General features: G+C 61.5%; 28 protein-coding genes and 1 other RNA gene. 12 read left to right on the forward strand and 17 right to left on the reverse strand.

All coding sequences use genetic code 11. The features are described 5' to 3' along the window. Nucleotides 1-95 precede the first annotated feature (95 nt). From ssrA to prfB, 6 genes are all read right to left on the reverse strand, one after another. Nucleotides 96-487, reverse strand: a transfer-messenger RNA (tmRNA) gene (gene ssrA / locus BJP08_RS08585). Between the two features lie 67 nt (nucleotides 488-554). Beyond that, complete coding sequence (locus tag BJP08_RS08590; protein ID WP_071569209.1) at nucleotides 555-1199, reverse strand: SDR family oxidoreductase; 645 nt, start codon at nucleotides 1197-1199, stop codon at nucleotides 555-557. 12 nt (nucleotides 1200-1211) lie between these two features. Next, entirely contained in the window at nucleotides 1212-1706 is a 495-nt protein-coding gene (gene smpB, locus BJP08_RS08595) for an SsrA-binding protein SmpB (RefSeq protein WP_071569210.1), read from the reverse strand. Nucleotides 1707-1721: 15 nt separating this feature from the next. Then, on the reverse strand, nucleotides 1722-2624 hold the full coding sequence (gene ftsX, locus BJP08_RS08600; RefSeq protein WP_071569211.1) for a permease-like cell division protein FtsX: 903 nt from the start codon (nucleotides 2622-2624) through the stop codon (nucleotides 1722-1724). A 2-nt stretch (nucleotides 2625-2626) separates the two neighbouring features. Next, nucleotides 2627-3319 (reverse strand): cell division ATP-binding protein FtsE, encoded by a 693-nt coding sequence (ftsE, locus tag BJP08_RS08605; RefSeq protein ID WP_071565505.1) that lies wholly within the window; start codon nucleotides 3317-3319, stop codon nucleotides 2627-2629. A gap of 22 nt (nucleotides 3320-3341) precedes the next feature. Further along, the gene (prfB, locus tag BJP08_RS08610; protein ID WP_071569563.1) at nucleotides 3342-4445 is read right to left on the reverse strand and encodes a peptide chain release factor 2; all 1104 of its coding nucleotides are present in this window, start codon (nucleotides 4443-4445) and stop codon (nucleotides 3342-3344) included. Nucleotides 4446-4502: 57 nt separating this feature from the next. Between prfB and BJP08_RS08615 the strand changes: the two genes are divergently transcribed. Together BJP08_RS08615 and hisN are read left to right on the forward strand one after the other, a co-directional pair. Further along, nucleotides 4503-5315, forward strand: a complete 813-nt coding sequence (locus BJP08_RS08615) for an inositol monophosphatase family protein (RefSeq protein ID WP_071569212.1) — start codon at nucleotides 4503-4505, stop codon at nucleotides 5313-5315. Beyond that, on the forward strand, nucleotides 5299-6087 hold the full coding sequence (gene hisN / locus BJP08_RS08620; RefSeq protein ID WP_071569213.1) for a histidinol-phosphatase: 789 nt from the start codon (nucleotides 5299-5301) through the stop codon (nucleotides 6085-6087). Before BJP08_RS08615 ends, hisN begins: the two co-directional genes overlap by 17 nt. Here hisN and BJP08_RS08625 read toward each other — a convergent pair. After that, nucleotides 6084-6941 carry a S1 family peptidase gene (locus BJP08_RS08625; RefSeq protein WP_143110081.1) on the reverse strand — a complete coding sequence of 286 codons (858 nt, stop codon included), beginning with the start codon at nucleotides 6939-6941 and terminating at the stop codon, nucleotides 6084-6086. The genes hisN and BJP08_RS08625 overlap by 4 nt on opposite strands. A gap of 172 nt (nucleotides 6942-7113) precedes the next feature. On the opposite strand from BJP08_RS08625, the gene BJP08_RS08630 reads away from it, so the two are divergent. The 6 genes from BJP08_RS08630 to BJP08_RS08655 all read left to right on the forward strand — a co-directional run bounded on the left by BJP08_RS08630 (nucleotide 7114) and on the right by BJP08_RS08655 (nucleotide 11946). Then, on the forward strand, nucleotides 7114-8346 hold the full coding sequence (locus BJP08_RS08630) for a DUF418 domain-containing protein (RefSeq protein ID WP_071569214.1): 1233 nt from the start codon (nucleotides 7114-7116) through the stop codon (nucleotides 8344-8346). 198 nt (nucleotides 8347-8544) lie between these two features. Further along, nucleotides 8545-8754, forward strand: a complete 210-nt coding sequence (locus BJP08_RS11900; RefSeq protein ID WP_255364824.1) for a GNAT family N-acetyltransferase — start codon at nucleotides 8545-8547, stop codon at nucleotides 8752-8754. Nucleotides 8755-8830: 76 nt separating this feature from the next. After that, nucleotides 8831-9832 carry an ABC transporter substrate-binding protein gene (locus BJP08_RS08640; RefSeq protein WP_071569215.1) on the forward strand — a complete coding sequence of 334 codons (1002 nt, stop codon included), beginning with the start codon at nucleotides 8831-8833 and terminating at the stop codon, nucleotides 9830-9832. A 2-nt stretch (nucleotides 9833-9834) separates the two neighbouring features. Beyond that, complete coding sequence (locus tag BJP08_RS08645) at nucleotides 9835-10818, forward strand: iron ABC transporter permease (RefSeq protein WP_071569217.1); 984 nt, start codon at nucleotides 9835-9837, stop codon at nucleotides 10816-10818. Continuing rightward, complete coding sequence (locus BJP08_RS08650; RefSeq protein WP_070975992.1) at nucleotides 10818-11588, forward strand: ABC transporter ATP-binding protein; 771 nt, start codon at nucleotides 10818-10820, stop codon at nucleotides 11586-11588. Before BJP08_RS08645 ends, BJP08_RS08650 begins: the two co-directional genes overlap by 1 nt. 28 nt (nucleotides 11589-11616) lie before the next feature. Further along, the gene (locus BJP08_RS08655; protein ID WP_070975990.1) at nucleotides 11617-11946 is read left to right on the forward strand and encodes a helix-turn-helix transcriptional regulator; all 330 of its coding nucleotides are present in this window, start codon (nucleotides 11617-11619) and stop codon (nucleotides 11944-11946) included. On the opposite strand, the gene BJP08_RS08660 is transcribed toward BJP08_RS08655, so the two are convergent. The 8 genes from BJP08_RS08660 to BJP08_RS08695 form a co-directional block, all read right to left on the reverse strand. After that, complete coding sequence (locus BJP08_RS08660; protein WP_071569218.1) at nucleotides 11947-12825, reverse strand: urease accessory protein UreD; 879 nt, start codon at nucleotides 12823-12825, stop codon at nucleotides 11947-11949. It abuts the gene before it with no gap. 4 nt (nucleotides 12826-12829) lie between these two features. Further along, on the reverse strand, nucleotides 12830-13450 hold the full coding sequence (ureG, locus tag BJP08_RS08665; protein ID WP_071569219.1) for an urease accessory protein UreG: 621 nt from the start codon (nucleotides 13448-13450) through the stop codon (nucleotides 12830-12832). A 22-nt stretch (nucleotides 13451-13472) separates the two neighbouring features. Beyond that, nucleotides 13473-14189 carry an urease accessory protein UreF gene (locus BJP08_RS08670; RefSeq protein ID WP_071569220.1) on the reverse strand — a complete coding sequence of 239 codons (717 nt, stop codon included), beginning with the start codon at nucleotides 14187-14189 and terminating at the stop codon, nucleotides 13473-13475. Continuing rightward, entirely contained in the window at nucleotides 14170-14643 is a 474-nt protein-coding gene (locus tag BJP08_RS08675; RefSeq protein ID WP_071569221.1) for an urease accessory protein UreE, read from the reverse strand. Before BJP08_RS08675 ends, BJP08_RS08670 begins: the two co-directional genes overlap by 20 nt. Nucleotides 14644-14741: 98 nt before the next feature. Then, complete coding sequence (gene ureC, locus BJP08_RS08680; protein WP_071569223.1) at nucleotides 14742-16454, reverse strand: urease subunit alpha; 1713 nt, start codon at nucleotides 16452-16454, stop codon at nucleotides 14742-14744. Between the two features lie 33 nt (nucleotides 16455-16487). Beyond that, a complete protein-coding gene (locus BJP08_RS08685; RefSeq protein WP_071569224.1) occupies nucleotides 16488-16796 on the reverse strand; it encodes an urease subunit beta in 309 nt (102 codons plus the stop codon). A gap of 13 nt (nucleotides 16797-16809) precedes the next feature. Next, on the reverse strand, nucleotides 16810-17112 hold the full coding sequence (locus tag BJP08_RS08690) for an urease subunit gamma (protein ID WP_070362895.1): 303 nt from the start codon (nucleotides 17110-17112) through the stop codon (nucleotides 16810-16812). Between the two features lie 131 nt (nucleotides 17113-17243). After that, nucleotides 17244-18419, reverse strand: coding sequence for a DMT family transporter (locus BJP08_RS08695; RefSeq protein ID WP_071569225.1), 1176 nt, complete (start codon nucleotides 18417-18419; stop codon nucleotides 17244-17246). 446 nt (nucleotides 18420-18865) lie between these two features. Here BJP08_RS08695 and BJP08_RS08700 point away from each other — a divergent pair, with 446 nt between their 5' ends. Beyond that, nucleotides 18866-19795: a cation diffusion facilitator family transporter gene (locus tag BJP08_RS08700; protein WP_071569226.1), complete on the forward strand. Its 930-nt coding sequence runs from the start codon at nucleotides 18866-18868 to the stop codon at nucleotides 19793-19795. Here BJP08_RS08700 and BJP08_RS08705 read toward each other — a convergent pair. Then, nucleotides 19792-20157, reverse strand: coding sequence for a hypothetical protein (locus BJP08_RS08705; RefSeq protein ID WP_071569228.1), 366 nt, complete (start codon nucleotides 20155-20157; stop codon nucleotides 19792-19794). The two genes, BJP08_RS08700 and BJP08_RS08705, sit on opposite strands and share 4 nt — an antisense overlap. A gap of 54 nt (nucleotides 20158-20211) precedes the next feature. Between BJP08_RS08705 and BJP08_RS08710 the strand changes: the two genes are divergently transcribed. The 3 genes from BJP08_RS08710 to BJP08_RS08720 are packed head-to-tail and all read left to right on the forward strand — an operon-like array spanning nucleotide 20212 to nucleotide 24028. Next, a complete protein-coding gene (locus BJP08_RS08710) occupies nucleotides 20212-21663 on the forward strand; it encodes a DASS family sodium-coupled anion symporter (protein ID WP_071569229.1) in 1452 nt (483 codons plus the stop codon). Continuing rightward, entirely contained in the window at nucleotides 21664-23574 is a 1911-nt protein-coding gene (locus BJP08_RS08715; RefSeq protein WP_218160228.1) for a sensor histidine kinase, read from the forward strand. Beyond that, nucleotides 23549-24028, forward strand: coding sequence for a response regulator (locus BJP08_RS08720; protein WP_071569230.1), 480 nt, complete (start codon nucleotides 23549-23551; stop codon nucleotides 24026-24028). Before BJP08_RS08715 ends, BJP08_RS08720 begins: the two co-directional genes overlap by 26 nt. Here the strand turns inward: BJP08_RS08720 and BJP08_RS08725 are convergent. Further along, the gene (locus tag BJP08_RS08725) at nucleotides 24025-24807 is read right to left on the reverse strand and encodes an ABC transporter ATP-binding protein (RefSeq protein WP_071569231.1); all 783 of its coding nucleotides are present in this window, start codon (nucleotides 24805-24807) and stop codon (nucleotides 24025-24027) included. The two genes, BJP08_RS08720 and BJP08_RS08725, sit on opposite strands and share 4 nt — an antisense overlap. Nucleotides 24808-24810 lie beyond the last annotated feature (3 nt).

Below are 24810 nucleotides of genomic sequence, written 5' to 3' on the forward strand. Positions count from 1 at the left end.
GTAAAAACACACAAAATGTCCCTTAAGCCGACAAGCCAAAACGCCGCCAGTCCAGGAAAAAGGACGCCCACTTTGTATCAAAATGAGCGTCCTCGTGGTGGAGCCGCCGGGAATTGAACCCGGGTCCTTCACCACCGCGCCAGGGCTTCTCCGTGCGCAGTTCGCGCACTGCCTCTGCTCGGCCCTCCGGATCAGGCAAACATGTCCGGATGACGGGCCCAGTCAGTGAAAAATGTCCCTCCCGAAGCCCCACTGACAGGGCCGGAAGGCAAGCCCCCTAAGTCGACGCCAGGTACCGGGTCGGGGGCATCCCCGGCCTGACGGACACGCAGGTCGCTGAACCTTTCTAATTAGGCAGCGAGGGCGTAGTCACGCTGAGAGTTCTTCTCTGCGTTTATTGGTTGCTACGACGCTTACGGTGGTCTCTAGCCTGCACCGGCACGCTTCCCCTGGCTTAGTCGATGAAGTCGAAACCAGAATCGACCCCTCGTACTACGGGAACCGTAGGAGCACCACTGTAGCCGACAATCGCGCTCCCGCGCAAGGGCCCCGACTTAGGCGGTTGGGGTGATGCGCAGGAATTCGACGACGGCATCCGGGCCGGCATCGACGGCGAGGCGTGCGGCTTTCGCCACGGACTGTGGCGTCATCTTCGGGCCGTTTGTGTCGCCGTGGAGCATGTCGGTGTCGGTGCGCCCTGGGTGTAGGGAGGTCACACGCACGGAACCGGCTTCCTCTAGGCGAAGGGAGTCGGTGAAGCCGCGCAGGCCGAATTTTGAGGCGCAGTAGGCGGAGTTGCCGTCGATACCAAAGAAGCCGGCGCCGGAGTTGATGGTCAGGATGAGGCCGTTGCTGCGTCGCAGCGCGGGCAAGAGCGCTTTCGTGAGCAGCATCGGCGCGATCACGTTGACTTCCATGGTGCGGCGCAGGTCGGCCTCGGAAAGATCGGTGAGGCGGGCGGGCGTCATGACGCCTGCGGCGAGCACGAGCACGTCGAGCTCTTGAATGTTCGACGCAGCCTCCGCCATCGCAGCACTGTCGGTGAGGTCAACCTCGAAGGGCTCGGCGTTGGGCAGTGCGCTGACGACCTCGGAGGCGTCGCGGGAGGCGCCGACGTAGACGTGGTGGTCGCGGCCGAGTTCCTCCGCGATCGCACGACCGATACCGCGGGAGGCGCCTGTGACGAGTGCTTGCTTCAACCTGAAATCTCCTTAGGCCTTGATGCCTTTGAACTTCCTGCCAAGGTCACGAGCAATTTCGCGATCTTCGGTGCGGCGCCTGATGGCCTGGCGCTTGTCGTAGTCCTGCTTACCCTGCCCCAGACCGAGCTCGACTTTCGCACGACCGTCTTTGAGGTAGAGCGAGAGCGGGATGAGGGTGCGGTTGCCGTCGCGAAGTTTGCCCTGCAGGGAGTCGATTTCGCGGCGGTGCATGAGCAGCTTGCGAGTCCGGCGTGGAGGGTGGTTCGTCCAGTGCCCCTTCGAGTATTCGGGGATGTGCATGTTGCGCAGCCAGACCTCGCCGTTATCGATGGTGGCGAACGCCTCGACCAGGGACACCTTGCCTTCGCGCAGCGACTTGATCTCGGTGCCGACAAGCACGATGCCGGTCTCCCAGGTGTCCAGGATGTTGTAGTCGTGCCGCGCTTTCCGGTTCGTCGCAAGGACCCCGGTGTTGCTCAGCTTCTGTTTCTTCTTCTTGCCCATAGGCGTTCCACCCTACTACTTCCGCACGTAGCTGCGCAGTGCCACCTGAGCTGCGAGTGCACCGATGACGATGGCCCCGAGGCCGACGAGCGGCATCACCGTCATCACAGCAGAATCGGGGACGCGGGCAACGAGTTGGGAGGCGTAGAGGTCGCCGAGCATCGGGTCCACCAGCGAGCGCTTCCCCACCCACGTCAGCACGGTGGCGAGCACCGCACCGACCAGCACGGAGAGCACGGCTTCCAGCACGAACGGGGCCTGAGTGAACCAGCGGGATGCACCGACCATGCGCATAATCGCGATCTGTTCGCGACGGTTGTACGCGGCGAGCTGCACCATGTTCACAATCAGGAACAGCGCGGCCAGCGCCTGCGCGGCGGCGACGACGAAGGTCACGTTGCGGAAGGTGTCCATGGTGCCGGCGGCTTCGCGTACGGTGTCGGCTTGGTCGCTGACCATGGCAACTTGCGGCATGTCGCGGATGGCGTCGATAGGTGCGATGTCGGATGGGTCTTTGAGTCGCACGTGCAGTGCAGCGGGCAGCGCGTCCGGGGAGGTTTCGCGCACGAGGTCCGGCTCGGAATCCTGGAAGAGCTCCACGAAGCGCTCGTAGGACTGCTCGCGGGAGCGGAAGGTCACCTGTTCGACGCGGTCGTCGGCTTGCAGGGTGTCGCGGACCTCGCGGCAGGCCTCGGAGGAGCAGTCGTTGTCCTCGGCGGAAATGGTCTCGTCGAGCTCTACCATGACTTCAACGCGGTCGAGGTAGAGGTCCTTCGTCGCGCTCGTCGCCTGCGAAATCAGGATGCCTGCGCCGACGAGCACGAGCGAAAGCGCGGTGGTGATGATGAGCGCGATGGTCATCGTGAAGTTGCGCCCGAGGCCACGGAGGCCTTCGCGGAAAATGAAGTTCCAGTTCATGCTTATCCCCTCACGGTTCCGTAGACGCCGTTGGCGTCGTCGCGAACAAGTTTGCCCAGGTGCAGTTCCATGACGCGCTGGCGCATCTCGTTGACGGCGCGCGCGTTATGGGTAGACATTACGACGGTGGTACCCAGGCGGTTGATGCGCGCGAGCAACGCCATGATTTCGTCGGCGGTAGCGGGGTCGAGGTTGCCGGTGGGCTCGTCGGCGAGGACGAGTGGGGGCTTATCGACGAACGCTCGCGCGATTGCGACGCGTTGCTGCTCGCCGCCTGACAGTTCGTGTGGCATACGGTTCGCTTTCGCATCGAGGCCGACCAGCTCAAGGGCCTCCGGCACCAGCTTTGCGATGCGCTGCTTCTTCTTCCCGATCACCTCGAGCGCGAACGCCACGTTGTCGTAGACGTTCAGCTTGGGGAGCAGCCTGAAGTCCTGGAAGACGTAGCCGATGGACTGGCGGAGCAGGTTCACCTTGCTGCCTTTGAGGGCGTTGACGTGGAAATCGTCGAAGTGGATGTCCCCCGAGGTCAGGTTTTCCTCACGGATCATCAGCTGCAGCAGCGTCGACTTTCCGGAACCGGACGGGCCGATGAGAAAGACGAAGTCGCCGTCGGCAATTTCGAATGAGACATCGTCGAGTGCTGGTCGTGTGGACGTCGGGTAGACCTTCGTCACGTTGGAAAAAGTGATCACCCGCTACACACTACTACTTCTGTTACTCCTGTGACTGGAGTTGCTCCATGCGCCAGCGGATACCGGACTCGAGAAAACCATCTATATCGCCGTCGAGCACCTTTTGCGGGTCCCCTACCTCGTAGTTCGTGCGCAGGTCCTTCACCATCTGGTACGGGTGCAGCACATAGGAGCGCATCTGGTTGCCCCAGCTGGCGTTACCGCCGGCGCCAAGCGCGTCCATCTCGGCTTTTTCCTCCATCCGCTTCTTCTCCAGGAGCTTGGACTGCAGCACGTTGAGCGCGGACGCCTTGTTCTGGATCTGGGATTTCTCGTTCTGGCAGGTCACCACGATGCCGGTCGGGATGTGCGTGATGCGCACCGCAGAGTCCGTGGTGTTCACCGACTGCCCGCCGGGGCCCGAGGAGCGGTACACGTCCACGCGAATCTCGCTGTCGGGGATTTCGATCGAGTCGGTGTGCTCTACGACCGGCAGCACCTCTACCTCGGCGAAGGAAGTTTGACGTCGCGCCTGGTTGTCGAACGGCGAGATGCGCACCAGGCGGTGCGCGCCCTGCTCGACGGAAAGCTGACCGTACATATACTCTCCGTGCACCACAAAGGTCGCCGATTTGATCCCGGCTTCCTCCGCGTAGGAAATGTCGTACACGTCCACCTTGTGGCCGTGCTTTTCCGCCCAGCGGATGTACATGCGCATGAGCATCTCCGCCCAGTCAGCAGCATCAACACCACCGGCACCGGAGCGGATGTTGACGACGGCCTCGCGCTCGTCGTACTCGCCCGACAGCATCGTCTGCACTTCCAAGGAATCGACGTCCGCTTCGAGCGAATCGAGCTCATCGTCGGCGAGCGAAGGATCGCCTTCCTCTTCGGCGAGTTCGTACATGACGGGGAGGTCGTCGATACGCGAGCGCAGGCTCGTGACCTTCTTCAGGCGAGCCTGGAAGCTGGAGAGCTCCGAGGTGACCTGCTGTGCGTGGGCGGGGTCGTCCCAGAGGCTCGGGTCGCCGGCTTGCTGCTCGAGTTCTTTGATGCGCAGGGCCATTTCGTCGAGGTCCATGACCTTTTCGATGGTGGTCAATGTGGCGTCAATACGTTTCATTCGAGCGAGCGTCTCCGGTTGCATACCGTCGAAGTCTAGACGACGCCCCACAAATTGCGCGCACAGCCCCATAATGGGTACATGACTTCTTTCATTGAGCAACATCAAGACTCTGATGACGCAACACTGGCCGCCGCATTGGTGGAGCATGCTGGCTCGCTTGCGCTGCGGATGCGGGAGGAAGGCCTTGCGACGGATTACAAGACCTCAATTTCTGATGTAGTGACGGAGGCTGACCGCGCCGCCGAGCGCTTCGTCGCGGAGACGCTCGCAGCCCTGCGCCCGGACGACGGCGTGCTCGGCGAAGAAGGTGCTGCCAAGCAGGGCACTTCTTCACGGACGTGGGTGATCGACCCGGTCGATGGCACGTTTAACTTCACGCAGGGCTCGGACTACTTCTGCTCGGCGCTCGCGCTGGTGGAGGGCGACCCCTCGGACCCGGCGCGCATCCTGATTGGCGCGGTGCACCGCCCGGCGATGCAGACGACGTGGCTTGCCCACGACGGCGTCGCGACGCGCAACGGCCAGCGCCTGCCTGACCTCGAGTCGGCGTCTCTGGCTTCGCAGGGGTTGGTGACGTACCTGCACCCGACGTTCATGCGCGATGACGCCATCCGGAACGCGTGGTTGCGCGCGGTGCGCGACGCGGCGACGATCCGCATGTGGGGCGCGGGCTCCGTGGACCTGTCCAATATCGCCAGCGGCCAGCTGGGCGGCTGGCTGCAGCACTCCGTCGCCGATTGGGATTGGTTGCCGGGCAAGGCGCTCATCGAGGCTGTCGGTGGCGTGGCAAAGAAGGTGCCGGCTGGTGGGGTGACCTGGTGCGTTGCCGGAAACCCACAAATTGTGTCGGACATTGAAGCTAGGCTTACTGAGCATGACGAATCTTTATGACGATGACCTCGCCCTCGCCCTCGAACTCGCGGACGCTGCCGACGCGATCACGCTCGACCGCTTCGAGGCCTCCGACCTGAAGGTGAAGTCGAAGCCGGATATGACTCCGGTCTCCGACGCCGATGTTGCTGTCGAGGAGGTGCTGCGTGAGCGCCTCGCCGAGGCCCGCCCGGGCGACTCGATCGTTGGCGAAGAGTTTGGCGGGGAGACCGTCTTCGAGGGCCGCCAGTGGGTGATCGACCCGATCGACGGCACGAAGAACTTCGTCCGTGGTGTACCCGTGTGGGCGACGCTGATTTCGCTGCTTGTCGACGGCCAACCAGTCTTGGGCGTCGTTTCCGCCCCGGCGCTTGCGCGCCGCTGGTACGCGGCCCAAGGCTCCGGCGCGTGGCGGACGTTTAACAAGGGCAGCCTGAAGCGCCTCGAGGTCTCCCACGTGGGCGAGCTTGCGGACGCCTCCCTGGCAATGTCTTCACTTGAGGGCTGGAAGGCGCGCGGCCTGCAGGAGAACTTCATTGCGCTTTCCGAGCGCACCTGGCGCCTGCGCGGCTACGGGGATTTCTTCGGTTACTGCCTGGTGGCGGAGGGCGCCGTGGATATCGCCACGGAGCCGGAGGTGTCCGTGTGGGACCTCGCTGCCCTATCGGTCCTGGTCACGGAGGCGGGCGGCACGTTCAGCTCACTCGCCGGTGAGCCTGGCCCGCACGGCGGCGACGCGATCGCCACGAACGGGCTGCTGCACGACGCAGCGCGAAAGGTGATTGGCGCCTAAGGCAGGCGGAAGCCGTTGTTCAGCGTGGACAGCACCGCGTCCAACCGGACGGCGCCCGTCGGCGCGTGAATCACGCCCTGCAGCGGGCTGTGGCACGAGACATCAAACGGTGCCGGGAGCACGCCGCCGTTCAGGATGCCGACCAGGCGGTCGCCCACCACCACAGGTGCACCTGAGTCGCCCTGCATGGCGCAGGTGTGGGAGATATTCATGGACTCCCAGTCGTGCAGGGTCGCACCGCACGTCCAGCCGGAGGCCACGCCCTGCTTGCACACCACGTTGCCGGGTTTGACCGGCTTGCTGCCGAGGTGGTTGATACGGACACCGTTGTAGGAGCGGGTGACCTCCGCGTTCGAGCCCAGCTCGATCAGCGCGTAGTCGAGGTCGCGGTTGACGTCCACGATGGTGCCGGAGGGCCCGACCTGCCAGGAGTCAGCGGAGGTGACGGCGTCGCCAACCTCGCCGCAGTGCCCGGCGGTCAGGGCGTACTTGTGCCCCTTGTCGTCGTAGCCAGCCACGGCGACAGTGCACATTGATTCAGTGCCGTCCGTGCGCTTGACGTAGATCGGGGTGCTCGGCCCGTACAGCGAATTTCCTCGCGTGAGCGCCTGGTTCGATGCCTCCGGGATCCTTGGTGCGTCGTGGAAGGAACCAGGCACGCGGTGCAGCACATAGTCAGTCCAAGGTTTTCCGGCGAGGAGCTTCGAAGCGGCGTCGCTACGCCAGACGTAGTTCGGGTCGACGTTACCCTCGTACGCCGAGCGCACCTGCGCTTGCGCGGGCGACTCCATTCCCAACCCCGCGACCGCGATTCCAACCCCAGCAACGAGCGCACAGACTCGGCGCAGCAACATAGGCACCCTTCCACTCCAACCACAGACGTTTCTTGTGTAACACAATGCCACCTTTTGTCATGTTTTGCCCCATCGGCGCGGAAGCCCATGTACATTCGGGTGTTGCGACTGGCCAACAGGAGTTCCAGGCGGCGGTTGATGCGTACTGTCCCCTGCCGTACGCTTTGGTTTCATGCGCAACGATCATCAACAGCAACGGCTCGTCGTCCCAGATATCGCACGGGGCCTCGCGCTGCTGGGCATCGCCGTCGCCAACGCGATTTCGTACTGGCTCACTCCCCTGAGCACGACCGTGGCAGGCGAGCACCCCGGCACGTTCGCGGACCAGGCGGCAACTCTTTTCGCGGCGATGTTCGTGCACGTTCGCGGCCTGCCGATGTTTTCGACGCTGCTCGGATTCGGCTTCGGACTGGTCGCGGCGAGTTTGGCGCGGAAGGGCTACCCATCGGGTGCTGCTAAGCGAGTGCTTGCGCGGCGCTACGGGTTCCTCGCACTGTTCGGCGTGGCACACATGTGGCTGCTGTTTAGTGGCGACATCATGTTGACCTACGGACTTATCGGTGTGCTGATGGCGCTGCTCGTGAACGTTCGCTCCGGCGTGCTCTACATCATCTCCGGAACCATTTTGGGACTGTCGTGCCTCATATACACACTGATCGCCATTCTCTTCTTTGGCTCACCACTGGGCCTCATGGCGCCGGCGCCGGACACCAGCTCCTTTGCCGCGTACTTTGCGGATAACCAAGAATTCGCGTTCTACATGACGCTCTCGCAGCCCCTCGTTGTGATCCAGCTGGGGGCGCTTTCCCTCATCGGCTTTGTGTGGGCGCGTGACGGCGTGCTCACCGACGTGAAGGAGCACGCGCGCACACTGTGGGTGTGGGTCGGGGTGGCCGTTGCGGTTGTTATTGCGATTGGTATCCCACTTGGTCTTGCACAGCTGGGCCTCCTTCCAGCGTCGACACCGACATTTTGGTCGATCATGAATCAGAGCTTCGGACTCCTCACCGGCCCCGGCATCCTGGCCGCGTTCGCGCTGGCGACGCAGCACTGGAACCAGCAGCCACCCCGCTGGACCATGCCGGTTATCGCGCTAGGAAAGCGCTCGATGTCTGGCTATCTCTTGCAGACGTTCGTGCTGCTTCCGACCGCGGTGCTCATCAGCTACGGCTGGCTGCCGGGCCTTGGCGAGTTCCGGCCGGTGCTGCTCGGAGCCGCGGTATGGTTACTGTCGGTAGTGCTTGCCGCCGCACTTGAACACTTCGACAAGCAAGGTCCATTCGAGGCGCTTCACCGCCACCTCTCGTACGGCCGAACCGGCCGCATCGAGCCGTACCCAGATCCCGCGACCCGAAAGGCTCTCCCCCATGAACACGCACCGAATCCAAGTAGCACCGCTTTCTGAACTCACTTCACTCGAGGCGTTCGAGCTGTTCAAGCTTCGCGTCGACGTCTTCGTTGCCGAGCAGCACTCTCCCTACCGGGAGCTCGATGAGCAGGATGCGCACCCTGACACGCTACATCTGCTCGCGTGGAACGGTACTGATCTGGAGGGCTGCGCTCGCGTTTTCCCACCGAGGAAGGTTCTCAGTTCGGCAGGTTTATTGTTGCCCCGAGCGCCCGCGGCACGGGTCTTGGGCCGCGGATCGCGCAAACGGGTATCCAGCTCACGGAGCGCTGGCCGGGCGACCTGATCGTCGAGGCGCAGTCTGGCCTGGTCCCCTACTACGAGCAGTTTGGCCTTGTCGCAGAAGGCGAGGAGTTCCTTGATACTGGCGTCCCGCACCGTGTGATGCGTCTTCGCCGTTCATAAATGTTTTTCTAGCTTTTCCTAAGGTTTCGCGCTAATCTCATTCTGTCAGATAATTGATTGTTTGAAAGGATGCGTTATGCGCGCTATCTCCGCCGCTCTTGGCTCTGTTCTCGTTGCAGGGCTGGCCCTTACCGGCTGCAGCTCCACAGACGAGCAGGCTCCCCAGGCACAGTCCGACTCGGCCATCACAATCGACAACTGTGGTACCGAGGTCACCGTCCAGGGGCCAGTTCAGCGTGCGACCACGCTCGAGCAGGGCGCAACGGACACCCTGCTTCTACTCGGCGCCAAGGACCAGATCGCCGGCTACGGCCACCAGAAAGACCTGCCACCGGCAGGCTTCTCCCTCGACGGCCTGAAGGAAGTCAGCCCGTCGGTCCCGAACTCTGAGCAGCTGCGTGACGCAGACACGGACTTCATTTTCTCCCCGTTCGACGAGAACTGGCGCGCCGACGCCGCAGGTACCCGCGAGGAGTGGGCAAAGCTGGGCGTCGCCACCTTCAACCCGAACAGCGAGTGCCCGTCCTACGGCGACAACAAGGGCAAGGACTCCTTCCAGCTGATTGCGAAGGACCTCGAGGACCTGGGCAAGCTCTTCGGCCGCGAGGAGGAGGCGAAGAAGCTCATCGAGAAGCAGAACTCCGAGCTTGAGAACGCGAAGCAGGCGCCTGAGGGCACCACGTTCATGCTGCTCTACTCGTCTGTTGGCGGTTCCCCGTACGTCGCTGGTGGTCCGTCGATCGTGACCAACATGGGCGAGCGCACCGGCATGAAGAACGTCTTCGCCAACCTGGATGAGGAGTGGCCGCAGGTGTCGTGGGAGGCCGTCGCCGAGGCTGATCCGGACGTGATCATCCTCGCGGACCTGCCTGGCCGCGGCGAGCCGGGCGATAAGTGGGAGGAGAAGGTCGCTGACCTCGAGTCCACCCCGGGCACCAAGGAGATGAAGGCAGTCAAGAACAACATGTACATTGTGGTTCCTGGCGTCGCCACCTCGGCTTCGGCTCGTTCCTACGAGGTTGTGCAGAACATCTCGAAGGCAATTGACGACGGCCTCTTCGACGGAGCAGCCAAGTAACTGTGAAGAAGACCGTCACTGTCTCAGCCATCGCGTTAGTACTGCTAGTACTCGCGATGGTTTGTTCTATTCCGATTGGCTCAAGCTCCCTGAGCTTTACTGAGCTGCGTGGGATTTTTGATCCGGCGTTGCCCGCCCCTTCCCCGCTGCGCATGTCCATCCTGACCGAGCTTCGCATCCCCCGCATCCTGATGGCTGCGATGGTCGGCGCGATCCTCGCGGTGTCCGGTGTGGCGATGCAGGCGATTACCCACAACGACCTCGCCGAGCCGTACCTGCTGGGCATTTCTTCGGGTGCGTCGACGGGCGCTGTCGTGGCGATCCTGTTCTCTACCTGGCAGTACGGCATCATCGCCGGTGCCGCAGTAGGTGCGCTCGTGTCCTTCGGCATGTTGATGCTGCTGCTGCGCAATAGCGCCGCCGACGCCGCACGTGTGGTGCTCACCGGTGTGCTGATTGGGTTCCTGTTCCAGTCGTTGACCTCGCTGATTGTTACCGCGTCCGGGAACGCCGAGTCGACCCGCGGCATCATGTTCTGGCTGCTCGGCGTGCTCAGCGCCGCGCGTTGGTACACCGTGATCGCGGTGTTCATCGTCGGCACGCTCGGCACGGTGGCGTTGTGGATGATGTCGCGCTACCTAGATGCGCTCTCCCTCGGTGATGCGACGGCGTCCACGATGGGCATTCCGGTTGTGGCGTTGCGCTACGCGGTGTTGGTGGCGGTGTCGCTCATGACGGCGGCTACGGTCGCGTCCGTCGGCGCGATCGGGTTTGTGGGCCTGATTGTTCCGCACGCTGTGCGTATGATTTCCGGCCCGCGGCACGCGAGCTTGATCCCGATTTCCGCGGTGGTCGGCGCGATCACGCTTGTGGGTGCCGACGCCATCGCTCGCGCGTTGTTCGCCCCGCAGGAACTGCCTGTCGGCGTGATCACCGCGCTCATCGGCGTCCCTGCGTTCTTCTTGATCCTGCGGAGGAAGCACTGATGTTAGAAGTCAAGAACCTTGAAACGGGCTTCCCCGGTACGACCATCCTGAGCGGCATCTCGTTCGAACTCGACGCCCCGTCCGTCATCGGGCTCGTGGGCCCGAACGGCTGCGGCAAGTCGACGTTGCTCAAATCCATCGCCGGGGTGCACCCATTCACAGGCGATGTGCTGTTCGACGGCAAGCCGCTGCGCGACTACCCTCGCACCGAGCGCGTCCACGTGCTGTCTTACGTGGCGCAGCACTCCGGCGACAAGATCCCGCTCACCGTGCGCGAGGTGATCCAACTCGGACGCAGCGCTGGCCGCGGACCGTTCGCGCAGGCCCAACCGGAGGACGAGGAAATCATCCTCCACGCGCTGCGGCACGCGGACCTCGAGGGCATCGTGGACCACAAAATGTCGGAACTGTCCGGCGGCCAGATCCAGCGAGCTATGGTGGCACGCGCGATGGCGCAGCGTTCGAAGGTGATGCTCTTGGACGAGCCCACGAACCACCTCGACTTGCATCACCAGTACAAGCTGATGAACATGCTTCGCCACTTGTCCCGTGAGCACAACACGGTCATCGTGCTGGCGATCCACGACCTGGCGCTCGCCGCGCGCTACTGCGACCGCCTCTTGCTGCTGCACGACAAGCAGCTCAAGGGCAACGGCGCGCCAGACGACGTTCTTACTCCAGCAGTCCTTGAGAATGTTTTCGGAGTGAGCGGTAACCTAGACCGAGATAACCAGGACATCCCGGTACTCCACATTTCCCATCCGGTGTAGTGAACAAGATTCCAGAAAGGTTTCAGTAGTGGCTCAGTCAGTAGATTTCCCCCATTGGACCGGGATTTTCAAGATCCTCGGGGACCAGACCCGGTTGACACTGCTCGCTGCGATTCACCACGCTGGCCAGCATAAACTGACCGTGACCGAGCTTGCCGAGGGCACAGGGCTGCGCATCGCGACTGCTTCCGCCGCGTTGCGCGCGATGGAGAACAACGGCACGGTGTCCTCGAAGCGCGACGGTCGCAGCATCTACTACGCCATCGCAAACGATGACATCCATGAGCTGTTGCACTGGATAGGTGCGGGCCATGCCCACGATCATGGACATGGCCCGGATTCTGCCGATAACCAGTAACTAGTACTGGCGCAGGTCGATCGGCCCCTGGCCGCGCGTCTCGGCACGAACCACGTTCGCTGCCGCCTTGATGATGCGCATCAGGTCCTCCGTCCAGTCAGCAACACCGCGAAGCACGAAGCCTGGCACTTCGGTCTCTGTGACCGAGGCGCTCGCGGTGCCCTCGCCTTCCAGGGAGTTGCGCACAGCGTCCCTCACCTTCTCCAGGAGCTTTGGAGTCATGTTCGGGTCGATGCAGATGGCCGTCGCGAAGTGGGTGTGCTGGCCCAGGAAGGACCCCTTCACGTCGTTGAAGAGTTCCTTCGTCGGCTCAATGCGCACGTTATCCACGACGGCGAGCTTGCCGTCGACGCGCACAACGTTGCGCAGGTGCGCCTGCTCATACAAGAACATACGGCCGTCCGGGGACCAGCCCGGTGTGACGATATCCGACATGAACAGCTGTGATTCCGCGTCCATATTGACGGTGATCTGCTGACGGAAGTCCGCGTCACGGTACAAGATCAGCTGGTCCGGGATGTACTCCATCACAGCGTTGCCGTGCAGGGTGAACTCCACGTTCTGCACGACGTAGTCGTTCGGCGTGCGGTACACCTTCGCTGCGGACTGGTCCGTCAGGAGTACGGAGGCATCCGGTTCTACTTCGACGTCCATCCGGTACACGTCGCCACCGACGTAGCCCCCGCCGGGGTTCGCGATGGTGTAGTAGACCTGCCCGGAGTCATCCAGGTAGTGCGGGCGGATGATCTTGAACGCACCCTCGTGGTACTGCCGTTTCGCTACCGACTTGGTACCGCCAATGCCGATACCGAGCTCCAGTACACCAGTTTCCTCATGCGGCGGTTCGTGGGTGAACACCGCGCGTGACTCGCCCCACATCAAGCTACGCCTTGGTGTCGAGATCCTGCATGAGCACATCTCGACGAATCCACTCGATGACCTGGTCAAGGCCTTCGTCGGTCTTGAGGTTGGTCAGCACGAACGGCTTGTCACCGCGGAACTTCTTCGAGTCATCCGCCATGACCTGCAGGTCAGCACCGACGTACGGCGCAAGGTCCGTCTTGTTGATCACGAACAGGTCGGACTTGATCATGCCCTGGCCTGCCTTGCGCGGGATCTTCTCGCCCTGAGCCACGTCGATGATGTAAATCGAGAAATCGACGAGCTCCGGGGAGAACGTTGCGGACAGGTTATCGCCGCCGGACTCCATGAACACCAGCTCCAGGTCCGGGTGACGGTTCAGCAGCTCCTCGTAGGCGGCCTCGTTCATCGAGGTGTCTTCACGAATAGCGGTGTGCGGGCAGCCACCGGTCTCTACGCCGATGATGCGGTCCTCTGGCAGCACGCCGTCGCGGGCGAGGATGCGCGCGTCCTCGGTGGTGTAAATATCGTTGGTAATCGCGGCCATGGAGATCTCTCCATCAAGCGCGCGCGTAATACGCTCGATGAGCTGTGTCTTGCCGGAGCCAACAGGGCCACCGACACCGATCTTAATAACTGACATAATTCAACATTCCTTCCAAGGTTTAAGACATAAACATTCGCGAATGCAGGAACTCGTGCTGCATCTGCGCAATTTCCATATCCGGCGCCGCCACACCCAAGTCGTGGATGGTGTGCTCCATGGTCACCGCAGCGTAGCGCGATACCCAGTCATACACTCCGACGAGCAGTCGCTGCCCAGCGTCCTGACCGAGCGGGATCGCACGGATGGCGTTCTGCACCATCGAGGTCGCAAGCTGCATCAGGTACGCCTCAACGGCGGTGTACTCCTCCACACCAGCTGCGCCGAGCACCAGTCCGAACGCGATGCCGGGGTTGCCCTTGTACTCACGGGCAGCAAGCCCGCGGTCGTACTCGGTGACGAGCGCGTCGCTGGCGTCGACAATCTTGGCGACCTTCGACATACGCCGCCCCATCGACTGCATCGCAGCACGCAGCTCCTTCGGTGTCTGTGTTGCGTGCACCAGGGCATCGAGCTCAGCGAGCTTTTCGACGCGCTCCACCTCCGACAGGCCAGACTGCTGCAGCTCGATCGCGAACCGAGCCGCCAGGGCATCATTAAATGTGGCCTGGTACAGGTAGCCACGTAGCCATGTCGCGAACGTGTCGGCGTCGTGGATGATATCGCGCTGCAGGTACGTTTCCATGCCCGCGGAGTGCGCGAAGCCACCAGTTGGCAGTGCGGAGTCGGTGAGGTGCCAGACGACGAGCTGACTGCGATTAGTGGGTGTGCTCTGCATGACGGAACGCCTTTGGCATCACGTATTCACCGCGGTGGTAGGACACACCAGTGTGCTGGATGTGGTGCTCCACCGTGTGGTCGTAGCGAACGACCATCACGTCCTTATCGAACGCGTTCTCACCAGCGGCGAAGAACTGCGCCTGGAGGTGACGGTTCCCGAGCGCGTGAGCGACCTCGAGGGCCTCGCGGATAGTCGCCGGTTCGATCACAAGGACGTCGGAAGCCGCGATCTTTGCGACGACCAGCGTGTCCCCCTCGCGGGCAAGAATATCGCCGTCGACGAACTCGCGGAAGTCGCTGTTGAGACGGATACCGAGTTCGGTGCCGTGCTCGGTGGTGACGCGCTGAATGCGCTTGACGCGGGATTCGTTGTCGAACACGACGTAATCGCAGTTCGATGTATCAATACCCTCGGTGGTATTCACGTTGCCGAGAATCTCAGTAACGATCATTTTGTGATAAGTACCTTTCATTAGATTTTGCCGCAGAAATTAAAAAGCGAGCAGAGGCAGCATCTGCTGCCCCCGCTCGCCTCTGCTACGTGTCCACCTTAGAACAAGAAGTAGCGCTGTGCCATAGCCAATTCTTCAGCTGGCTCGGAGTGGATTTCCTCACCGTTGACGGTCAGTACGTAGGTCTCCGGATCGACCTTGATGTCAGGCGTCTCGGAGTTGTACTTCATGTCTGCCTTGGAGAGGTTGCGGATGCCCTTGGCCTCGACGAACCGGCGGTTTGTGTTCAGCTGGTCCGGCACGCCGGCCTCGAATGCGGCCGTCGGCAGGAAGGTAACGCTGGTGCGGCGGACTGCATCGCCGTACGCTGCGTAGGAGTAACGCATCGTGCGTGGCTGTGGCGTCGGGATGGATGCGTTGGAGTCACCCATCTCTGCGCGTGCGACGTAGCCGGACTTAAGCACGAGCAGCGGCTTGACACCGAAGTGTGCTGGCTCCCAGACCACCAGGTCAGCAATCTTGCCTTCTTCAACGGAACCGACTGCGTGCGCGATACCGTGAGCAATAGCCGGGTTGATGGTGTACTTGGACACGTAACGCTTGATGCGCTCGTTGTCGTTGCCCTCGGAGTCACCCTCGAGCGGACCACGCTGCTGCTTCATGCGGTCAGCGACCTGCCAGGTGCGCAGCACAACCTCGCCGACGCGGCCCATTGCCTGGGAGTCGGAGGAGGTGATGGAGAGAATGCCCATGTCGTGCAGGACGTCCTCCGCCGCGATGGTCTCTTTGCGGATGCGGGAGTCTGCGAACGCCACGTCCTCCGGAAGATCCGGGTTCAGGTGGTGGCAGACCATAATCATGTCAAGGTGCTCTTCCAGCGTGTTGTGGGTGTACGGCAGCGTCGGGTTGGTCGACGCCGGTAGCACGTTGGAGTGACCAGCCAGCTCGATGATGTCCGGCGCGTGACCGCCACCAGCGCCCTCGGTGTGGAAGGTGTGGATGACGCGGCCGTCGATTGCCTTGGCGGTGTTGTCCACGAAACCACCCTCGTTGAGGGTATCGGTGTGGATTGCGATCTGGACGTCCATCTCGTCCGCGACCGTGAGCGCGTTGTCGATGGTGTTCGCGGTCGCACCCCAGTCCTCGTGAATCTTCAGGCCGATTGCGCCGGCCTTGATCTGCTCACGCAGTGGGTTCAGCGCGGATGCGTGGCCCTTGCCCAGGAAGCCAACATTGACCGGGAAGTCAACGGAAGCCTCGATCATGTGCTTGATGTTGGTCGGGCCCGCGGAGACCGTCGTTGCGTTGGTGGAATCAACCGGGCCAACGCCGCCACCGATAAGGGTGGTGGTGCCGTTGTCCAGGGCAGCCATGACCTGGTCTGGGGAAATGAAGTGGATGTGGGTATCCACTGCCCCGGCGGTAACGATCTTGCCCTCGCCACCGATGACCTCGGTAGCGACGCCCACAACGATGTCGATGCCGTCCTGGATGTCCGGGTTACCAGCGCGGCCGATCTTGAGGATCTTGCCGTCCTTGATGCCGATGTCAGCAACGTAGATACCGGTGTAGTCAATAATGATCGGGCCCGTGATAACGAGGTCCGGAATCAGTTCCTCGCCGGTAACGCGGGAGTTCTGGCCCATGCCGTCGCGGATAACCTTGCCGCCACCGAAGTTGACCTCTTCGCCTGGCTTCAGCAGGTTCTTCTCAACGCGTGCGATCAGTGAGGTGTCCGCGAGGCGGACGCCGTCACCGGTGTGTGGGCCGTAAAGCTCGGCGTACTGACGCCTATCGATCTCATATGCCATTTTGTTCCCTTCCTTAAAGCTTTCGTATTCCGTTTACTTGACTGGGCCGTTGACCTGGCCGTTGAAGCCGTGAACTTCGCGCTTGCCGCCGAAGTCGATCAGTTCAACAGTGCGGGAATCGCCTGGCTCGAGACGGGCTGCGGTACCCGACGGGATGTCGAGGCGCTTGCCCATCGCAGCTTCACGGTCGAACTCGAGGGCGCTGTTTGCCTCAGCGAAGTGGAAGTGGGAACCGACCTGGACCGGACGGTCGCCGGTGTTCTTCACCTCAAGCGTGATCGACTCGCTGCCTTCGTTCAGGATGACCTTGCCTTCAGTGATGAAGTACTCGCCTGGAATCATGGATAGTCTCCTTTTATCGGATTGGGTTGTGGACAGTGACAAGCTTGGTGCCGTCAGGGAAGGTTGCCTCAACCTGGACGTCAGAGATCATCTCCGGAACGCCTTCCATGACGTCGTCACGGGTAAGTACCTGGATGCCCTCGGACATCAGCTGCGCTACCGTCTTGCCGTCGCGGGCACCTTCCATGAGGTAATCCGTGATGAGGGCTACCGACTCTGGGTAGTTCAACTTCACGCCGCGCTCCTTGCGGCGGCGTGCCACATCAGCAGCAACCACGATGAGCAGCTTTTCCTGTTCGCGCTGGGTCAGCTTCATTTCTTCTCCTTGCTCGTTGACGATTGATATTCGATTATTTGCCGACGCCCCGCCTGTACCTTTCGGAACAGACGGGGTGCGGTTTCACTAATTGTGTGAAATTTTTCGGTTCGCCCCGAACCTACCCCGAATTAGTGGTGATGGTGATGCTTCTTCGGGTTATCCGAGGCTTCTTCCGGTGAGTGCCCGGGCGCTAATCCCTCTCTGATGAGTTGCTCATCGAGCGAGTGGTCCGGATTCTCATGGTCGGTTTTCATCTTTGATTTTGTAAACATTGAGAACAGTCCATTCTGGTATGCCACTGTACCCAAAATCAGGAAGATACCGACGATCTGCAGGGCGGATGGAATCTCACCGAACAGTGGAGCCGCAATGATAACGGAGGTCACCGGCGAGAGCAGCAGGATGCCTGCCGACAGGGTCGGGTCGAGCCAGACCGTACCGTACTGGACGAAGGTCCATGCCAGCGCCTGGCCAAGGATAGCCAAGCAGAGCAGGTTGAACCAGTTCCAAGTTGTCAGAGCGTCACCGACGGTGTGCTCAGGATCAACCAGCGGGAGCTGGCCGTCGATCAGAACACCGTTGACAAAGTCGAATCCCTTACGTGGCGAGATGAAGAATGCCACGATTGTTGGCGGAACTGCCTGAGCCATCATCGTGTACATCATCGGCTGGACGTAAAGGTCCTTGCGTGCGGAGGTACCAGCCTTACGGGAGAGGTACAGGTAGAACGAGTAGCATACGCCCGAGGTCAGGCCGAAGATGGTACCCAGGGTTGCAGTCTTAATGCCGTAGATGGACTCCGGTCCACCAGAGGCCTCAGAGGCCTCGAAGACGCCACCGGTCAGCATCACACCGACGGCCATGATCGGGACAAGGATCAGGAAGACCGGCGGAATCTTGTACTTATCAAAGACTGCCGTAAGCATCGGCACGATGATGACCTGCAGGTTCAGCAGAATTGCGGCAATGCCGGCGCCTACGTAGAAAATGGAGTAGTTCCAGCACGTGAAGTCCACGCCCAGGAAGAGGCCGGAGGCAATGGAGAGCATGATGCCCTTCTTGCTCAGCGACGCCTTCTTGCGGATTTCCATAACACCGAACGGGATCAGAACAATGCAGCCGATCACGACGCGCAGGAAGGCCTGCGTGGCGGGATCCATGTTCGTGGCCTTTACCCACAACGGGGTACCGGCAAGGAATGCTGTACCAAGAGCAAGGAACAACACTGCCTTGCCGTGGCTCACTGGTTTGATTGGCGGACCCTTGATGTCCGCTGCCGTAGTGGCGCTAGAAGTATTTGACATGCCAAACACAATACATTCCCGACAACATTTTAGAATTTCTTAAGGACCTATCTGCATACCTTGCATTCCACGGCATATATAACCCCTTTCCGAGCGACTTTATAAAAGCTCCATTCATATTTTTATACATTTCGAATACCCCCGTTATCGGGTGCGCCTAAACGGTACAAACGTACTGCCATCTGCACATTTCCCAAAGATGTCCCAAAAAATTGGGTCAGAAATCGGAACCTTCTACCCCCTTATTGAATATCCAGTATTCGATTGTTCGATTGAATCACATACTGTTGCAACTTCATTATTTTATAAATCAACATTCAAAAGTTTCCTTGCAAATTTCTAAGGTCCAACTTTCAATCTTTCCCCGTTCGCCTTGTATAACGCCCCATACCCCGATTGCACTGTTACCATATTGCAGGTCAGATATAGGGAGGCGAACAGCAGTCATGCCTTTGTCGGAGATTAACGCCGAGCGCAAACAAGAGCAGCGGCTCCTCGAAAGGTTTATGTGGCTCTCGGTTGCCGCGTCCATCCTCACCATTGCACTGAAGATGGCGGCGGCTGGAGTGACGGGTTCAGTCGGTTTCCTCTCCGACGCCATCGAGTCCGTGATTAACCTGGTTGCTGCCCTCGTCGGCCTGTGGGCGCTGAAGCTTTCCGCGAAGCCCGCGGATGAGAACCACAACTTTGGCCACGCGAAGGCCGAGTATTTCTCCGCGCAGGTGGAGGGCTCGCTGATTCTGGTGGCGTCCGTCGCGATCATCTACACGTCCGTGCAACGCATTATTCATCCTCAGCCGGTTGAGCAGATCGGCATCGGCCTGGCGTTCTCTGTTGCTGCGACTGTATTAAACCTCGTAGTCGGTGTTGTGCTAGTGAAGGCCGGTAAGAAGTACCGTTCGTCAACACTGGATGCCGACGGCCACCACCTCCTCACTGATGTGTGGACCACGGTTGGCGTGATCGTCGGCATCGTGGCGGTCTGGATTACCGGCTGGCAGTTGCTCGACCCGATCATCGCACTGTGCGTCGGCTGCAATGTCCTCTTCACCGGCTACTGCCTCCTCAAAGGCGCCATCCTGGGCCTGCTCTCGGAAGCGCTACCGCAAGACGAGCTGGAGAAGCTCCACGGTTTCCTCGATAGCTACGCTGCCGAGCACGACGTCGAGTTCACGTCGGTGCGCACGGCTGCGTTTGGCCGCGATCGACTGATCAGCCTCGTCGTGCAAGTTCCCGGCGGCTGGACTGTGGCGTACTCCCACGAGCACGCCGACGCCATCGAGGATGGCATCACTGCGGTCATCGGTGAATCGGAAACGATCGTGCACGTGGAGCCTTCCGGCTACCACACGCGCACCGGACCGCTCTGGGCTTAAGAACCGTTTTCAGTCACTGACGCATACTGTTCGCTGAGCTTGTCAGCCTCGGTGACGTAAAACATTGCGCGCTTCCCCATCGACTCGTCGCGCTTGTCGGTGCGGGCCTGCAAGTCCTCGATCTCGGACTCGGGAACGCCAATGCCACGCATCTCATCCGTCTTCGCCCAGATGGCAATGATGGCGTCCTCGAAGGAAGGCTCGTCCATCACGCCCGGATCGGACTCGGACTCAGATGAGGCTTCCTGCGAAGCCGGTGCGGTGGGGTGTTGCTCGAATGGGAGGGGTTGGGTGGTGCACGAAGTGGCCGTCGATAAGCAGGTCGCGGCGAGGGCTGCGGCGAAGAACTTTGAGTGTTTCATTCTTATTATTCTAACCTCCCAAATTCCCTGGTCATACGATTAAGATACAAAGGTATGGCTGTACAGCATGGAACGATTCCACCACCGGCGCTCCAGCAGCGCACCCCGACACTTTCGAAGAAGCAGTGGGCGGGCCTGATTCTTGGCGTGGTGCTCTTCGCACTCCCCTTCCTTTTCAACATTCCCGGACTTGAAGCGCCAGGCCAACGGATGCTTGCTATTTTCCTCCTGGCGATTGTCTTCTGGATCCTGGAGCCGATTCCGCTGACCGCGACCGCAGTGCTGGTGATCTTCCTCGAGGTCATCCTGCTCTCGAAAGGGGCGATCGCCGACCCGACGGGTGGCGTGGAGGCGCTGCAGGAGACGGTGCTGCCCGCGTCCGACTATTTTGCAGCGCTGGCGAACCCCGTCATCATCCTGTTCTTGGGCGGGTTCATGATTGCGCATGGCGCTGAAAAGTTCGGGCTGGACAAGAACTTGGCAGCGATCATGCTGCGGCCCTTCCCGGATAAGGCGCGGCTCACGGTGCTGGGGCTGATGCTCATCACCGCGGTGCTCAGCATGTTCATGTCGAATACGGCGACGACCGCCACGATGTTCGCGGTGGTCATCCCGATTCTGCGCACGCTGCCGCCGGGAAAGATCCGCGCAGGTGTCGCCTTATCGATTCCGCTGGCGGCGAACGTAGGTGGCATCGGTACGCCGGTCGGGACACCACCGAACGCGATCGCGATTGGCGCGCTGGCGGAGTACGGCATCAAGGTGTCATTCCTGGAGTGGATGCTGCTGGCCGTCCCGTTCATGCTGGTTGTACTGGTGTTTGCTTGGCTGTTCCTCTGCTTCGCGTTCATCCCTTCGGAGACGCGGATCTCGATTGAGATGGATGCGTCCTGGGATACGTCGACGAACGCGAAGCTGTTTTACGCAGTCGCGGGGCTGACGATCGTCCTGTGGATGAGCGAGCCGCTGCACGGGGTCTCTTCGAACATCGTTGGGTTCTTCCCTGTTGTTGCGCTGTTGAGCCTGAAGGTGATGAAGGGCAAAGACGTCCAGGCGCTGGACTGGCCGGTGTTGTGGCTGGTTTCCGGCGGTATTGCACTGGGCACGGGCGTGGGCGCGACGGGCCTGGATGACTGGTTGGTAGGCTCGGTGGATTGGAAGGTGCTCGGCCCGATGATGATCCTGGCGCTGCTGGGCCTGATCGGGTTCGCCATGGCGAACGTCATCTCCCACTCGGCGGCGGCGAACCTGCTGGTACCACTTGCGGTGTCGCTCGCTGTCACCCTTTCGGAGCCGAGCCCAATGCTCATCGCTGTCATTGTGGCGATTGCTTGCTCGTTGGGTATGTCGCTGCCGATCTCTACCCCACCGAACGCGATTGCGTACGCCACGAAGGAAATCACGATTCCGCAGATGGCACAGGTCGGCCTGGTGATGGGCACGGTGGCAACGCTGCTACTGATCTTCGTGATGCCGTCGGTGTGGACGCTGATGGGGCTGCTGTAGATGATTCCTCACTCGAAAATCGCGGTCATCGGTGCGTCGGAGGCGTCGCGCACCGTCCAGAGCATCGTGCGCGACGCGTTCGGCGACACGCACACGGTGCTCACGTTCCCGTCGCTGACGGACGTGCCGCGCACCGACGACCTCGCGCTCATCACTGTGACGGTGCACGAGCATGGGCTGACCAAGGATCACCCACTCGTCGACTTTCTTGACGACGCCCACTACGAGCACACCCGCATCATCGTCCTGACCACCGCGCCTTCGGTGTCGGGACTGGACCGACTCAGCGAGCTGGGCAGGCTAGACATGCTGGTGTACACCCCGGAGATCCACGAGGAGGCGCTGGCCCGGAACCTGCAGCAGCAGCTGACGCGCTACTGGGCGTCGCGCTACCACGACAGCCCCGAGCTCGCGGCCCAGTACGATCAGCCGGCCGCGCCAGCGCTGGATGTGGAACTGACAAACGAGGAGATTGTCGGGCGCATTATTGATGCAGCCGACCGCCACCTTGGGCGCCAGCCGCGTCTGGTGTTTCCTCCCGGGGTGAACCTGACTACGGAGGGCAAGGAGGTCGAGGAGGTCATCTTGACCATCTCGGGCGAGGTGGTGCTGCAGCGCAACACGGACGCAGGCGACATCACGATGCACCGCGGCTCGACGGGCCTGGTCATCGGGTTGTTGGCGCTGGCGGGCACGCGCATCGGCTTCTTCACGGCGCGGACTACCACAGAGGTCACCGCGGTGCAGCTGCCGATGGACCAGCTCAACTACCTGCTCGACATCGCCCCCGGCCTGGACCGCATGCTCGCCGTGTTGCTGGTGCGTTCCTACGACCGGCGCCTGCGCCGCTCTGAGAACAGCCAGGTGCACCAGCACGAGATGACCGTGGAGCTCGAGCAGGAGCGGGCGCGGCTGAGTACCGCCCTGCGCAATCTGGAGGAGGCCCGCCGCGAGTTGATGAGCCAGGCCCGGTTCGCCTCCCTCGGCGAGCTGGCGGCGGGGGTTGCCCACGAGTTGAACAACCCGATGGCCGCGATTGAGCGAACGGCGGCGCATCTCGGAGAGGACGTCGATACGCTGCTGGCTTCGAGCCCGAACCGGAAGTGGCGCGAGGGCGTCCTGAAAGCCCTTGAGCAGGCGAAACTAGCTCCCTCGGTGAGTACGAAGGAGGCACGCAGGTTGCGGCGTGAGCTCACGGAGATCATCGGTGACCGCGCGCTCGCGCAACGCTGGGTGCTCGCCGGGCTTCACGACGCCGCCTTTGCCAGGCAGGTGGCTCGCTCCCGCAGGCTCGACTTCGAAACCATTGAGCGTGCCGCGGCGATCGGCACTGGGGTGCGTAATCTCTCCACCGCGGCGACCCGTATTACGGAACTCGTCGCCTCGCTGCGCTCGTATGCGCGCCCGGACGGTGACCCCGTCACCGACGTGAACATCCACGAGGGTATCGACGACACGCTGCGACTCATCTCGCACCGGCTCGACCACGTTAAGGTCATTCGCGATTACGCGGAGCTGCCCAACATTACGTGCATGCCGGGCCAGCTGGCCCAGGTATGGACGAACCTGCTGACCAACGCCGCCGAAGCAATGCAGGACACGGGCGTTGGCGGCACAATCACGATCCGCACGAGTGCGCCCGAGCCGGGCTGGGTCGAAGTCGACATTATCGACGACGGCCCCGGCATCCCCGGCGAGCGCCTCGAGCAGCTCTTCGAACCCCGCTTCACCACGAAAAACGGCCAAGTGCGCTTCGGGATGGGGATCGGCCTGAGCGTGTGCCGAAGCATCATCAATAAGCACCACGGAACCATCGCGCTGGGGTCCTCCCCGCGGGGCACCACAGCCAGCGTTCGCCTACGTATCAACGGACCAAGGAGACACCATGAACCTCACCATTCTGATTCTTGAAGATGAAGCCGAAGTGCGCGCCGCCCTTGAGCGCGACCTCCTCCCTTTCGCGGACACCGTCCGCTTGGAGGTGGCCTCCAGCGCCAACGAGGCCTGGGAAGTGATCGACGAGCTCAGCGACGACGGCGATCTCCTCGCGCTCGCGCTGTGTGACCACCGCATGCCAGGCACCACCGGCGTGGAGTTTTTGGTGCAGATGGCGCAGGACCCGCGCACCGCAGCGACCCGCAAGGTGCTGGTTACCGGGCAGGCGCAGCTCAAGGACACCGTGCACGCGGTCAACGAAGCGAACCTGGATTACTACATTGCCAAGCCGTGGGACGTTGAGAACCTGCACAGCGTGGTGCGTGACATGTTGACGGACTACGTGGAGGCGCTCGACATCGATCCGCTGCCCTACTTCGAGGTGCTGGACCAGCAGCGGGCGCTGAAGCTTACCCGCCACCGGGACTAATGGATGGAGGTTGGTGAGTGCTCGCCGGGGATTTTCGGGTGGTCGAGGAGGTCGAACCCGAAGAGGATTCGGTCCTTGACTCCCGCCAGAATCGCCTCGACGGAGTAGACGTCACGGAATGTCTGCTTCGTAAACACCTCGGCGGGTGAGCCTTCGGCGTAGATCTTGCCTTCGTGGAGCACGATGATGTGGTCCGCGAAGCGCTCGATCAGGTCGATTTGGTGCAGGCTTACTACCGTCGTGATGTTTCGTTCAACCGTGAGCGCCTTGATTTGGTGCAGGATTCTGTACTGGTTTTCGATGTCGAGTGCGGACGTGGGTTCGTCGAAAAGCAGGATGTCTGGCCGTTTCACCATGGCCTGCCCGATGAAGACTTTTTGGCGTTGGCCACCGGACAGGTTGCGGATGGCGACGTCGCGCAGGGGCTGCAGCTCAAGCATGTCGAGCACCTCGTTGACATCGTCAATGTCTTCTTGGGTAGTGCGGATCCCGAGCTTGGCTACTTTTCCGATCATCACCGTTTCAAACACGGTGAAGGGCAGGTTCCCTTCGGTGTGCTGGTTCAGGTAGGAAGTGTTGCCGGTGGTTGTAACCTCGCCGGTGATTGTCTTGCCGCGGCCAGGCTTGCCTGAGCGGGCTATCGACGTCATTAGCGTGGTCTTGCCCGCGCCGTTACGTCCCATCAACACGGTGACCTCACCGGGTTTCGCCTGGAAACTGATGGAGTCGATGATCTGGCGGTCGCCGTAATTAAAGGAGAAGTTGTTGACTGTAATCATGCG

The organism is Corynebacterium sp. NML140438, assembly GCF_001875725.1.
In the GTDB taxonomy this organism is placed as follows: Bacteria; Actinomycetota; Actinomycetes; order Mycobacteriales; family Mycobacteriaceae; genus Corynebacterium.